Here is a 13,433-nt window from a genome sequence, read left to right as displayed (position 1 = left end):
AAGGTCGAGGTGCCCATCAACATGAAATTCATAGAGGGCGCGCGCTCTTACGCCGGCCAGAAGGCCTATTCGAAACAGGAGGCCATGGACCTTTTCCGCGGCGCTGCCGCCGTAGCCACCAAACCGTTCATTTATCTATCGGCCGGCGTCTCCAACGCCGAGTTCACGGAGTCGCTGGATCTGGCTGCCGAGTCTGGCGTCAAGTTCGCGGGTGTGCTCTGCGGCCGCGCTACGTGGAAAGACGGCATACCTGTCTTTGGCAAGGAAGGCGCCGCCGCTTTCCGTAAGTGGCTGGAGACCAAGGGCGTCGAGAACATCAACAACGTGAACGAACGCCTGAAGGCCGCAACACCCTGGTTCCAGAAATACGGCGTGAAGAGCGAGGCGGAACTGGCGGCAGACTAGACGGGTTCCGGAATGCTCAAACCGACGTCGGCGGCACAGCGCGGTCGCCCGACGGGATTGTTTATCACTCCCACTCAATCGTGCTCGGCGGCTTGGACGAAACGTCGTACACCACGCGGTTGATTCCCTTGACCTCGTTCACCAAGCGGTTGGAGACGGTCTGCAGCACTTCGTAGGGCAGTTGCACCCAGTCGGCGGTCATGCCGTCTTCGGAGTGCACGCAGCGGATAGCGCAAGTGTAGGCGTAGGTGCGCTGGTCGCCCATCACACCCACGCTCTTTACGGGTAGCAGCACGGCGAACGACTGCCAGACCTTGGTGTAGAGCCCCGCCTTCTTGATTTCGGTGACTACGATGTCGTCCGCTTCCTGCAGGATGGCGACCCGCTCCGGCGTTACCTCACCCAGGATGCGCACCGCCAAGCCCGGCCCGGGGAAGGGCTGACGCTGCAGGATCTCGTCCGGCATGCCCAGGTCCTTGCCGATGCGCCGCACCTCGTCCTTGAACAGGTCCTTGAGCGGTTCGATAAGCTTGAGCTTCATGGTTTCCGGCAGTCCGCCGACGTTGTGATGCGTCTTGATGGTCTGGGACGGCCCGCGCACCGAACGCGACTCGATGACGTCCGGGTAGAGCGTGCCCTGCACAAGCCATTCCACTTTCCCGACTTCGCGTTCGATCCGGTGGGCCTCCTCCTCGAACACGGCGATGAACTCGTTGCCGATGATGCGCCGCTTCTGCTCTGGATCGGTTACGCCGGCCAGCTTCGCCAGGAAGCGCGCACTCGCATCCACCGCAACAACGTTCAGCCCCAGCTTGTCGCGCAGGTTCTGTTGCACTTTGGCGAATTCGTTCTTGCGCAGCACGCCATTGTTGACGAACACGCAGGTCAGCCGACTCCCGAGCGCCCGGTCCACCAGGGTCGCGGCTACCGACGAATCCACGCCTCCGGAGAGGGCGCAGATCGCCCGTCCATTCGCTCCCACGGTCTGCTTCACCTGCGCCACGGTGGCATCAATGAAGTGCTTGGGGGTCCAGTCCGGCCGCGCGCCGCAAATGCCGAACACGAAATTACGCAGGATTTCGGTGCCCCGGGGCGTGTGGTGCACTTCGGGATGGAACTGCACCGCCCAGATGTGCCGGCTCGGATCCTCCATCGCAGCCACCGCATTCGACGACCGCGCCACCTGCCGGAAGCCGGGCGGCAATTCCACCGCATCGTCGCCATGGGACATCCAGACCGTAAGGTTGCGGGGCAGGCCTTCGAACAGGCGCGAACCGTTCAGCAGTTCGATCTCCGCCCGTCCATACTCACGCTTGGGAGCGGAGCGCACCTTGCCGCCCAGCTTGTGGGCGAGAAACTGCAACCCGTAGCAGATGCCCAGCACCGGCGGCCCCAGTGTGAGCACGCGCTCATCCGCGGGCGGCGCATCGGCGTCGTACACCGAGCTGGGCCCTCCGGAGAGGATGATGCCCGCGGGCCCGTAGCTCTTCACCTCATCGAGCGGTGCAGTGCAGGGAAGGACGACCGAAAAGACGTTCTGCTCGCGGATGCGGCGCGCAATCAGTTGCGTGTATTGCGAGCCGAAGTCGAGGATGACGATGGAGTTGGCGTCCATGTTCCACTCTAGCGCAACGTGCACGTCCAGAGCAACGGAACTTTACGGAAAGCGGAGAGCGGATAGCCGTCTCACTGTCGCAGCATCAGCCCGCTGAGCACTCCCTGTTGCTTGGCGATGAGCGAGTCAATGCCGCGTCCCGCCAGCTCGATCATGCGGCGCAACTGCTGCTCGTCGAACGGCTTCTGCTCTGCCGTGGCCTGCACTTCGACGATCTTCCGGGCGCCGGTCATGACGAAGTTCAGGTCCACTTCCGCCTGCGAATCCTCTTCGTACGTCAGGTCGAGTAGGATCTCGCCTTCCACGATGCCCACGCTGGTGGCGGCTACGAAATCCCGCAGCGGCGCCGCCGAAAGCGTCCCCGCCTCCACCAGCCGCTGCATCGCCAGCCCCACGGCGATGAAGGCGCCGGTGATGGAGGCGGTGCGCGTCCCGCCGTCGGCCTGAATCACATCGCAGTCCACCCATATGGTTCGCTCACCCATGCGCTCCAGATCGGTTACCGCTCGCAGCGAGCGCCCAATCAATCGCTGGATCTCGTGCGTGCGCCCGCCCTGGCGCCCCCTCGCCGACTCCCGCGGAGTCCGCGTCAGCGTGGCGCGCGGGATCATGCCGTACTCGCCTGTGATCCACCCCTTACCCGAGCCGCGTCGGAACTGCGGCACCGCTTCCTCGATGGATGCCGTGCAAATCACGCGTGTGTTGCCCACCTCGATCAGGGCGGAGCCCTCAGCGGTGGAGACGTAGTCGGGCACGATGCGCACTGGGCGCATCTGGTCGGCGGCGCGATTGTCCGAGCGGTAGATCATGAGCGAAACGCGATTCTAACAGGTGGACAGGCCTGCAGCCTGCGACCGGGTAGGCACGACAGGATTACCCTCCCAGGTCCACATGGGTGACATCTTCCAGCCGGTGTCCCACGAAGCGCTCTCCGATCCGACGGAACTTCTCCACCGAATCCGTGGCGAAGCACTTCACCCGTGGCGCGTTGCGACGTTCGGGTTCGGGCGACGGCGGCGGCAGGGGATGGACGCGCAATGCTTGCGCGACCACATCCGCTGTGGAATCCGCCGAATCCACGATGGCGACGCTATCCGCCGGCACGCCTGCCAGCACTCTCGCGATGAGCGGTTGCAATAGCGGATAGTGTGTGCACCCGAGCAGCAGCACGTCCGCGCCGCGTGACTCATCTCCGAACGCTTCCTCCAGATAGATACGCGCCACCTGCTCGGTCACCGGGTGTTCGGTCCATCCTTCTTCTACCAGCGGGACCAGCAACGGGCAGGCCTTTTCGTACGCCTGGACACCATGCGTCGCCAGCACCGTGCGGTAGGCATGGCTGGCTACGGTGGCTTCGGTTGCGATGACCACGGCCTTTCGTGATCGCGAGGCGCGCGCAGCCCGTTCCGCGCCCGGCGCCACTACGCCTACCACCCCGATCCGCATTGCCCGCGTGATGGGTTCCAGCGCCAGCGCGCTGGCCGTATTGCAAGCCACCACCAGCATCTCGGCACCACGGTCCTCAAGGAAGCGCGCTGCCGCGATGGCATAGCGCGCCACCGTTTCCGCAGACTTGGTCCCGTAGGGCAGGCGCGCGGTATCTCCGAAATAAAGGAAGTCGGCTTCCGGGATACGCCGCCGCAAGGCTTCGAGCACGGTCAACCCGCCGAAGCCGGAGTCGAAGACTCCCAGCACCGGGTGCCGAGCCGTCACCGGACCTCCTCGATCAGTCCACGGACGCTGGCTGCGTCGTGCACCGCGATCAGGTCGAAGTGGCCGGCCAGGGTTTCGCGCTCGCGTCCGTCGACCAGAAACTTCACCCGCCGGATGGTGGGAAGATTTGCCGTCAGCGTGTCCACCATCGAAACCACGGTGAGGGTTTCGACCAGAACACCCGATCGATGCCCGTCCGCGAAAGCCGCGGTCATGTCGATGACCGCCAGGTCGCCGCGCACCAGGAAAGCGTCCCGCACGTCCGCGCCCGGGTCCAGGGGATGAGGCGAAGGCTTTTGTTGGTAGTGTGCCAGTAGCGCGCGCAGGATCTCACGTGCCCGTGCTCCGGTTTCCTCGGGCACGACGATGGTCTTGTGTTCGCGCCGCACGACGCCCTCGTCGTCATACGCAAGGACCAGGACGACCGGCTCTTCGCGCCCGGCCACCGGCGGAGCCACCGGGCGCTCCAGCTCCAATTCGGTGGCCCGTTCCCGTTGCTGCTGCTGCAGCCGGAGCATGTAGGATCCCAGAACGACGCTGGCCACCACCAGCAGCGCCACGGCGATGGCAAGATGCCTCGGAATCATGGCGTCTGCTCCAGACCGACGCGTGCCGCGGCCACCGCCTGGGCCAGCGCAACGGCTACCGCCTGTTGGTAGGAGGCGGATTCCAGCGTGCGTACGTCCCCATCACGCGGGGCCAACTCCACGGCGATGGCCGCCGCCGCAATGTTGTTCAACGGCCGCAGAGGCGCCGCCGTCTTAAGCACCGCGATCTTCTGTTTCTCCATCTCCCCGTTCACCGCCCCGGCAAGCATGCGGCTGCGCTCCACATAGCCGGCCTGTGCGGTCTCCCAGGGAAGGAACAAGCTGCGCTCCGGTGCCGTGGGCGTCAGCATGGAAGTGTAGAGCCGCACACCGCGGCCTTCGGCACCGGCGTGCAGCGTGAGGTAGACCGCAGCGTGGGAAGCGTTGGCCAACACGGCCCGCGCCTCCATGGGCAGGGTGACGTCATACTCGCGCACCATGGCGGACTGGACGCCGCGTGCCGCCAGTTCCTGACGCAGGCGCCTCGCCAGTGCCAGCACCACGTGCTTCTCCTCCAGGTCGCTCGCCAGCAGCGCTCCCCGCTCTTCGCCGCCGTGCGCGGCATCCACGATCACCAGGAAGCGCGGACGCACTCCTGGAGGCGGCAACGGGGGCAACACGATCGGCGCCTGGACCAGTGGCGAAAGCGCTGCGGTGGAGTCTTGTCCCGGCGGCAGGCCGCTGAGCGAAGCCGGGGGCTCAGGCGCGGCCCGGATCTCCGGAGCCCTCCCAAGTGCCATCACGGGCTGGTTCGGGTCACGGCGTACGATCAGTGTCTTGCCGTCGCCCCCGGCCTCCGCCAACAACCGGCCCGACCCGGTAATGATCAGGACAGCGGCACCATTGACCTCGCTGAAGGTCACGGCTCCGATCGTCTTGTCGTCGAAGCGGAACTTCTTCTGCTGGGAAACGAGCGGGTCGTTGGCAAAGTCCAGCCGCAATCCGTCTTGTCCCGCCAAGATCTCGGGATGCACCGGCTCGGAGAAGCTCAGCACCAGTTCGCTGGTCTCGCCCTTGCGCAGTTCCGCGGTAAAGCGCGTGGCCACGTTCCCGGCAAAAATTCGACGGCCGGCCTCGTGGTCGTCCACTCTCAAGTCGAGCGCGCGGGAGATAAGCCGCGCCGCGTCCTCCACCGGAATGAGCGGCCGGTTGCCTTCCGCTGCGAACTTGGATTCCAGCTTTACTACGCTGCCGGCAAACAGGCCCGTGTTCTTGCCCTCAGTGAACTCACCGCGGATCTCGCCGAACTCCACCTTCCACAGTTTCTTCTCGTGAACGGCGCCCACACGCCCCAGGGGCCGCAGCAGCTCGAGCAGGTCCACGTACTGGCGCCCATCCCGTTCCAGGACCTCAATGCTGTACCGCGCTTTGGGCGTGTACACCGAGAGCCGTTGCTGCTGCCATGAAGGCGCGCGCAACATGGCCGCGCCCACAGCCACGAGCAGCGTCAGCGCCATCAGGGCGCTGCGTTTCCTAATCCAGCGCATAAATGGTCAACCCGCTCAGCAGCTTGGGATAGAAGTCCGTGGATTTTTGCGGCAGCACCTCGCCGGCCAGCGCGATGTCGCGCACCTGTTCCATGCGCACGGGATTCATCAGGAAAGCCACGTTGGCGTCGCGCTGCACCTCGGACAGAGCTGTGCCCGCGTCCCGTACGTAGCGGACGTGCTCAAGCGCTCGTACCTGCTCTTCGGAGACACCAAGCACCCGCTCGATCAGCAACTTGTGAACCTGTACCACGTCCAGCGCTCTCTGTCGCGCCGGGATCCCTTGCAGTGTCTCCTTCACTGCCCCGGCGCGAGCCCGCAACAGGAAACTCCCTTGGGAAGTCGCTGCCAGGACTGCCGTCTCCTCCTGGCCGGCCTCGGCGAGCAGCCTGACCGCACGGCTCGGCTCCAGCGGTTCCTGGCTCACGCCGTGAATATCGAACCAGGCTCGCGCTCCGCGAATCAGGTCTTCGGTGTGGAAACGCTCCAGTCCATGAATGACGCGATGCGTCGGCAAAATTACCAGGCCCGGCGCGTCCATATTTACCAGGGTCATCATCGTGCGTTCAAAAGGAGCGTCCGGTCCGGCTTTAGGGTTGGCCGCACGCTGCTCGTCACGATACTGGAGCGCCGTCTCGTAGCGGTGATGTCCATCAGCAATGATGAGCGGTTTATCAGCCAGCTTCCGTTGTACGCACTGGATCACACCGGGGTCCGCGATGCGCCACAGCCGGTGCTCTACGCCATACTCATCCCTCAATGTTACGTCGGGTTCCTGCTTCGGCTCCAGGACAGCATCAATCTCTCGCTCGGGATCGCCATATAACAGGAAAAGCTGACCGAAGTACGCGCCCGTCGCCCTCAGCAGGTTTAGGCGATCGGCCTTCGGGGCCGAGTGTGTTTGCTCGTGCCGGAACACGACCCCTCGGCCATAATCCTCAAGCGCGCCGGCGACAATCACGCCACGGCGCTCCTGTTCTGCCTCGTTTCCGGGCACCCGGAAGCGCTGCCAGTATGCATACATGGAAGGTTCCGGGTCCGGAAGAAGCACGCCCTGGTCGCGCCACTCGCGAAAAAAGGCCGCCGCCCGTATGTACACGTTATCGCGCTCGTTGTCGCTGGCTTGGCTGTGCCCAAGTTCAATTCGTACCAGGTTGTAGGGGCTGAGTTGGTAGTACCGCTCCTGCATTTCCGGCGTGATCTTGTCGTACGGCTGCGTTAAGACGTCCGCGGGAGAAACCTTCCTGGAGTCGTAGCGCAGCGCGCGGAAAGGGAAGACACGAGCCATCGAGATCGACACTGCGATTGTAGCAAGCGCCCTGACGGCCACGTCGCGCGCCCTTCTTCTTCCGATCTCTGCCACTCGGGCAACCCGCGGGCTGTTGTTCCCACTCGAATGGTATGCGGCTGTGGTAGTATTTGCTCTGGAGTCGCGCATGATGGCCCGCATCGGTGAGGGCGGGTGCGCTCTGGCTCACTCGACCGCGGTTGTCCGGAAGGCCAGGTTCGCCTGCGCTTTGGGGGTTTCCTGGGTCGCATCTTTGTGTGCAGCCGTTGGGCTCCTCCTCCTCGTCCCGGCCGCCGCTCAGGAAGTTCACATCCAGCCCCGGGCGGTGCCGCTCTCTAAAACCGAAATTCCGCCGGACCCCAAGCTGAAAACCCATGGCAACCGGTCCCTTACGGTGGACGTGGACCTCGTACTGGTCAACGTCACCGTCACCGATCCCATGAATCGCTTGGTCACCGGGCTCGAAAAGGAACACTTCCGCGTCTTTGAAGGCAACCAGGCTCAGCAGGTGCGCCACTTTTCCAGTGAGGATGCGCCCATCTCCCTGGGGGTGATCTTCGACCTCAGCGGTTCCATGTCCAACAAGATCGAGAAGGCTCGCGAAGCGGTGGTGCAGTTCTTCAAGACCGCCAATCCCCAGGACGAGTTCTTCATGGTCACGTTCGCGGATCGCCCCGAGGTTCTGGCGGAATTCACCCGCTCCGTGGAGGACATGCAGAACAAGCTGGTGTTCACCGTGCCCAAGGGTCGCACCGCGCTGCTCGATGCCATCTACCTCGGCGTCACCAAGATGCGTGACGGCCAATACGCCAAGAAAGCTCTCCTAATCATTTCCGACGGCGGCGACAATCGCAGCCGCTACACCGAGGGGGAGATCGAGGACATGGTCAAGGAAGCCGACGTACAGATCTACGCGATTGGCATCTTCGATCTTTTCCCCACCACCCCGGAGGAGCGCACCGGTCCGTCCACGCTGGCTTCCATCTCCGAGGTCACCGGAGGCCGAACATTCACCATCAACAGCCCCAATGACTTGGCGGATGTCGCTACGAAGATCGGCATCGAGTTGCGTAATCAGTACGTGCTCGGATACAAACCCACCGATGCCTCGCGCAACGGCAAGTGGCGTAAGATCAAGGTGAAGCTAGTTCCGCCCAAAGGACTGCCGCCGCTGCAGGTCTATGCCAAGTCTGGATACTATGCACCGTCGGAGTAGTGCTGCTCTTCTTTCTTTCCTTTTGATCCTTCTGCTTTGTGCCGGGTTGGCACAGCAGGAACCGCCCGCCGCGCCTCAGGCGCCAGCTTCTCCCTCGAAGGCGCAGGCCTCGAAACAGAGACCCCGAGGCGACGACTCCCAGTTCACGTTCCGCAAGGAGGTAGAAGAAGTCATTCTGCACGCCACCGTAGTGGACCAGCACCAGCGCCTGGTGACCAATCTCCCACGAGAGGCCTTCACGGTCTACGAGGATGGCGAGCCTCAAAAAGTCACCTCCTTCCGTCGCGAAGATATTCCCGTGTCGCTGGGGATCGTGATCGACAATTCGGCCTCAATGATGCGCTCGCGCTCCGCGGTGAATCAGGCGGCCATCAATCTGGTGCGCGCCTCCAACCCCCAGGACGAGGTCTTTGTCGTGAACTTCGCCGACGAGTATTACCTCGACCAGGATTTCACCAACGATATTGCGAAGCTGAAGGAAGCTTTGGAGCGCATTTCGTCCCGCGGAGGGACTGCGCTGTACGACGCGGTGATTGCGTCCGCCGACCATCTGAAGAAGAACGCCAAGTTGGGCAAGCGTGTTCTGCTGGTGGTGACCGACGGCGACGATAACGCCTCCATGTTCAACCTGGAGCAGGCCGTCCGCCGCGTGCAGGACAACGAGGGCCCCACCGTGTATGCCATTGGTATCTTCGAATCGCGGGGAGGCAGCAAGAAGGCCAAACGCGCCCTCAAGGCCATTGCCCAGCAAACCGGCGGCCTTTGGTTTTTTCCCGACGACATGGAAGAAGTGGACACGATCACGCGCAACGTGGCCCACGAGATCCGCAGCCAGTACACCATCGGATATAAACCAGCCCATCCTGAGCGAGAGGGCTACAAGAGCGTCCGGGTCACGGCCCGTGCCCAGGGTTTCAAGAAACTGCAAGTGCGGACTCGCAGCGGGTACTACAACACCCCCTCGGAAACCGGCAGCCAGCCTTGAAGGAAAGCCGAACTCGCTGATTGACGCAAGGTGGCGGCTCCCTTACTCTTGATTTCGGGATGAGATCCGTCAAATCCGCGGAAGCGCAGCGCCTGCGCGTGGCCGAGGACATCACGGAATTAGTGGGCGAGACTCCGCTTCTGCGTCTGCGGCACATCGCCCCTGCCGGTGCCGCGGCCCTCTACGCCAAGCTGGAGTACCTGAATCCCGGCGGCAGCGTGAAGGACCGCGCCGCCATCGGCATCATTCGTCGCGCCGAGGAAGAAGGACGCCTGCGCCCCGGTGCCACCATCGTCGAAGCCACCGCGGGCAACACCGGTATCGGGCTGGCGCTGATCGGCATCCAGCGTGGCTACAGCGTGCTGTTGTTCGTGCCCGAAAAGTTCTCCCGGGAAAAAGTGAAGGTCATGCAGGCGCTGGGAGCGGACGTCCGGCGCACACCGGAAAAGGAGGGCATGCAGGGCGCGATCCGTCGCGCCCGGGAGATGGCCGCTTCCATTCCCGATGCGTTCGTTGCCGCCCAGTTTTCCAATCCCGCCAATCCCGACTTCCACTACGAGACCACCGCCCGCGAGATCTTCGAGCAGATGCAGGGCAACATCGACGCGGTCATCCTGGGTGCCGGCACCGGCGGCACGTTTACCGGCGTGGCGCGTTTCCTGAAGGAGCGCTTGCCGAGCGTGCTGGCGGTGGCGGTCGAGAGCCAGGGTTCCGTGCTCGGAGGCGGACCACCCGGCGAGCACAAGGTAGAGGGCATCGGCAGCAGCTTCATCCCCGAGACCTACGACGCCTCGCTTGCCGATGAGGTCATGATGGTTCACGACCGGGAAGCCTTCGATATGGTCAACCGCTTGGCGCGTGAGGAAGGCGTGCTCTCCGGTTCCTCCGGAGGGGCCGCCGTCTACGCCGCGGTCGAGATCGCCCGACGCCTTGGGGAAGGGAAGCGCGTGGTTACCATCATCCCGGATTCCGCCGAACGCTACCTCTCCAAGAATATTTTTGAAGGCGGAATCTGAAGAAGCGGTTTTCGTTTCACGTTCCTCGCTTCGGGAAAAACCTAGGACGCCGGCACGAAAAGGCTATTTCTTACTTGGCCTGTTTTGACGTTCGAGAAACGAATAACGAGAAACGAGAAGCCAGCCACTAGAATCTAAGAGCCATGAAACTGCCCGGATTTTCCACTCGCGCCATCCACGACGGCCAGGAGCCCGATCCCTCTACGGGTGCGGTCGTAGTTCCCATCTTTGCCACTTCTACCTATGTGCAAGAGGGCATCGGCAAGCACAAAGGATACGAGTATGCGCGGGTGTCCAATCCCACCCGCACCCGGCTGGAGCAGAACCTGGCGTCGCTCGAGGGCGGACGCTCGGCGCACGTCTTCTCCAGCGGCATGGCCGCCATCCATGCCATGTGCACGACGCTCCAGGCCGGCGACCACGTCATCTGCTCGCACAACGTCTATGGCGGCGTGCCCCGCCTGTTCAACCAGGTGCTGGCGAAATTCGGGCTGCAGTTCACCTATGTGGATACCTCCGATTCAACCGCGGTCGAGCACGCCATTCGACCCAGCACAAGGATCGTTTACGTCGAAACTCCGACCAACCCCCTGATGTCGATTTCCGACATCCGCGCCATCAGCCGCATCACGCGGCGCCACGGCGTCGAGCTGGTGGTGGATAACACCTTCATGTCGCCCTACTTTCAACAGCCCATCGCTCTCGGCGCCGACATGACCATCCACTCAACGACCAAATTCCTGAACGGGCATAGCGACGGCCTGGGCGGGGTGATCGTGTGCACCCGGGCCGATCAGGCAGAGAAGTTCGCTTTCCTGCAGAAATCGGCGGGTGCGATCCTGTCGCCGTTCGAGTGCTGGCTGGTGCTGCGCGGGGTGAAGACACTGGCCGTGCGCATGGAACGCCATGATTACAACGGCCGTCGCGTGGCCGCTTTCCTTGACCGTCACCGCAAAGTGAAGGCGGTCTACTATCCGGGGCTGCCACACCATGCGCAACACAAGCTGGCAAAGAGGCAGATGTCGGGCTTCGGCTCCATGATCACCTTCGACTTGGGTTCGCTGGCGGCGGCCAAGCGCATGCTCAGAAAGGTTCGAGTGTGCTCGCTGGGCGAATCGCTGGGAGGAGTGGAGACGCTGATCTCCCATCCCGCCACCATGACCCACGCCGCGCTGGGCCCGGCCGGCCGCAAGGCCATCGGGCTGACAGACGGCATGGTGCGCATCTCGGTCGGCATCGAGGATGTGGAAGACATCATTGCGGACCTCGACAAGGCACTGAAAGCCGTGTAGAGACGCAGCTTGCTGCGTCTCCCGTGCAGCCGGTTGGAGACGTTGCAAGCAACGTCTCTACGTTCCCGGTCCCACTGAATCCGCTATCCACGCCAGGTACTCGTTGCTTCCGTCCTCGATGTCCAGCATGACGCACTCCGGCAGCTCATAGGAGTGCAGCTTCTTGATGGCGGCTCGCACCGCTTCGAACGCCGCGGCCGTAGTCTTGATGACCAGCAGGAACTCAGCGCTCGATTCCACCTTGTTCTTCCAGCGATACACCGATTCCATCGGCCCTACGATGTTCACGCACGCCGCCAGACGCGCCTCGACCAAGCCATGCGCGATCTTCTGCGCTTCTTCCTTCGTTCCCGCTGTCGTCAGCACGATTCGCTTATCGGTCATATAGAATCAGTGGTCAGTTGCCAGTGGTCAGTCTATTCCTGTCCGCCTTGAGCTGCGGCGTCGCTCATGACTCAGATCAAGTTTGGCACCTCCGGCTGGCGCGCGATTATGGCGGAAGAGTTTACGTTTGCCAACGTGCGCCGTGCGGTCACCGGTATCGCCCGCTACGTAGCGTCGCAGAAGTCCTCGGGCGCGAAAGTGATCGTGGCTCGCGATCCCCGCTTCCTCGGCGAGAGCTTTTGTTCCGTGGCCTGCGACATCCTTACCGCGCACCGTATCACGCCGTTGCTGGTGGCGGAAGCTGCGCCCACGCCGGCCATCGCTTTTGAAGTTGTGCGCTCGAAGAGCGACGGCGCCATCAACTTCACTGCTTCCCATAATCCTCCCGAATACAACGGCATCAAGTTTTCGACTCCCGATGGTGCTCCCGCTCTCCCGGAAGTGACCCGGCAGATCGAGGCGAAGATACATGACTTAACCACGGAGGACACGGAGGACACGGAGAAAGGTAAGGCAGGCGGGGCAGCGACGGAAACGATCGAGGTCCGCACTGCCTATCTCGCGCGACTGAAGGAGATCGTGGACCTCGAGGCCATCCGCCAAGCCGGGCTCAAAGTGGCCTTCGACCCGCTTTACGGCGCGGCGCGCGGTTATTCGGATGCGTTGCTGCGCGACGCGGGGGTTCCGGTCACCACCGTGCACGACCGCCGCGACGTGCTCTTCGGCGGCCATGCCCCGGAGCCGGATGATCACCTGCTTGAGGATTTGCGCCGCGCCATGCGCGAGAGCGGGGCACGCATCGGCATCGCCACCGATGGTGACGCCGATCGCTTTGGCATCCTCGATGAAGACGGCGCTTTTCTCCAGCCCAACTACCTCATCGCGTTGCTGTTCGACTACTTGGTGGAGACCCGCGGCTGGCGTAACGGCGTCGCCAAGTCCGTTTCCACCACCAACCTCATCAATGCCCTCGCCGACCATCTCAAGGTCGAGCTGCACGAAACGCCGGTGGGCTTCAAGTACATCGGCGAGCTGATCAAGCAGGACAAGATCGCCATCGGCGGAGAGGAGAGCGCCGGGCTTTCCATACGCCATCACGTCCCGGAAAAAGACGGCATTCTGGCCGGCCTGCTGGCCTGCGAAATGGTCGCCCGCCGCCGCGCCAGCCTCTCCCAGCAGCTCCGCCGCCTGTTTGACCAAGTTGGTTCCTTCTACCCGCTTCGCGAGAACTTCCGCTTGACGCCGGAGGTGAAGGAGAAGTTCACTGCTAAGTGCGGTCAGGATCCACGCGAGCTGGCTGGACAGCGCGTAGCTCGCGTCGTCCGCACCGACGGCCTGAAGCTGGTGTTCGACGACGGCTCCTGGGTCTGCTACCGGCTCTCCGGAACTGAACCGGTGGTGCGCGTCTATTCCGAGGCGCGCTCCCCGGAGGATCTGGAAAAGCT

At 63.2% G+C, this 13,433-nt stretch carries 13 protein-coding genes; 6 read left to right on the top strand and 7 right to left on the bottom strand.

From position 1 onward, the window contains the following. Nucleotides 1-405: hypothetical protein (locus VLE48_05595; protein ID HSA92466.1), on the top strand; the 405-nt coding region annotated here is incomplete at its 5' end. A gap of 64 nt (nucleotides 406-469) precedes the next feature. Here the strand turns inward: VLE48_05595 and guaA are convergent. From guaA to VLE48_05565, 6 genes are all read right to left on the bottom strand, one after another. After that, on the bottom strand, nucleotides 470-2,020 hold the full coding sequence (guaA, locus tag VLE48_05590; protein HSA92465.1) for a glutamine-hydrolyzing GMP synthase: 1,551 nt from the start codon (nucleotides 2,018-2,020) through the stop codon (nucleotides 470-472). A gap of 71 nt (nucleotides 2,021-2,091) precedes the next feature. Then, a complete protein-coding gene (gene rph / locus VLE48_05585; GenBank protein HSA92464.1) occupies nucleotides 2,092-2,829 on the bottom strand; it encodes a ribonuclease PH in 738 nt (245 codons plus the stop codon). 64 nt (nucleotides 2,830-2,893) lie between these two features. Beyond that, nucleotides 2,894-3,733 (bottom strand): glutamate racemase, encoded by an 840-nt coding sequence (gene murI, locus VLE48_05580; protein HSA92463.1) that lies wholly within the window; start codon nucleotides 3,731-3,733, stop codon nucleotides 2,894-2,896. Beyond that, on the bottom strand, nucleotides 3,730-4,320 hold the full coding sequence (locus tag VLE48_05575) for a GerMN domain-containing protein (protein ID HSA92462.1): 591 nt from the start codon (nucleotides 4,318-4,320) through the stop codon (nucleotides 3,730-3,732). The genes murI and VLE48_05575 overlap by 4 nt, the downstream gene beginning before the upstream one ends. Beyond that, nucleotides 4,317-5,777, bottom strand: coding sequence for an N-acetylmuramoyl-L-alanine amidase (locus VLE48_05570; GenBank protein HSA92461.1), 1,461 nt, complete (start codon nucleotides 5,775-5,777; stop codon nucleotides 4,317-4,319). The genes VLE48_05575 and VLE48_05570 overlap by 4 nt, the downstream gene beginning before the upstream one ends. Before the next feature lie 16 nt (nucleotides 5,778-5,793). Continuing rightward, entirely contained in the window at nucleotides 5,794-7,137 is a 1,344-nt protein-coding gene (locus VLE48_05565) for a DUF1015 domain-containing protein (protein ID HSA92460.1), read from the bottom strand. Between the two features lie 283 nt (nucleotides 7,138-7,420). Between VLE48_05565 and VLE48_05560 the strand changes: the two genes are divergently transcribed. From VLE48_05560 to VLE48_05545, 4 genes are all read left to right on the top strand, one after another. Next, complete coding sequence (locus tag VLE48_05560) at nucleotides 7,421-8,311, top strand: VWA domain-containing protein (protein ID HSA92459.1); 891 nt, start codon at nucleotides 7,421-7,423, stop codon at nucleotides 8,309-8,311. Between the two features lie 46 nt (nucleotides 8,312-8,357). Continuing rightward, complete coding sequence (locus VLE48_05555) at nucleotides 8,358-9,296, top strand: VWA domain-containing protein (GenBank protein ID HSA92458.1); 939 nt, start codon at nucleotides 8,358-8,360, stop codon at nucleotides 9,294-9,296. Nucleotides 9,297-9,355: 59 nt separating this feature from the next. Next, nucleotides 9,356-10,312, top strand: a complete 957-nt coding sequence (gene cysK / locus VLE48_05550; GenBank protein ID HSA92457.1) for a cysteine synthase A — start codon at nucleotides 9,356-9,358, stop codon at nucleotides 10,310-10,312. 143 nt (nucleotides 10,313-10,455) lie between these two features. Next, the gene (locus VLE48_05545) at nucleotides 10,456-11,604 is read left to right on the top strand and encodes a PLP-dependent aspartate aminotransferase family protein (protein ID HSA92456.1); all 1,149 of its coding nucleotides are present in this window, start codon (nucleotides 10,456-10,458) and stop codon (nucleotides 11,602-11,604) included. Between the two features lie 57 nt (nucleotides 11,605-11,661). Here VLE48_05545 and cutA read toward each other — a convergent pair whose 3' ends face one another. Continuing rightward, a complete protein-coding gene (cutA, locus tag VLE48_05540; protein HSA92455.1) occupies nucleotides 11,662-11,988 on the bottom strand; it encodes a divalent-cation tolerance protein CutA in 327 nt (108 codons plus the stop codon). A gap of 66 nt (nucleotides 11,989-12,054) precedes the next feature. Here cutA and VLE48_05535 point away from each other — a divergent pair. After that, the coding region (locus VLE48_05535) for a phosphoglucomutase/phosphomannomutase family protein (protein ID HSA92454.1) at nucleotides 12,055-13,433 on the top strand (1,379 nt) is incomplete at its 3' end.

The organism is Terriglobales bacterium (assembly GCA_035454605.1).
Taxonomy (GTDB): domain Bacteria; phylum Acidobacteriota; class Terriglobia; order Terriglobales; family Acidobacteriaceae; genus DATMAB01.
This window is presented reverse-complemented; position numbering and strand designations above follow the sequence as displayed.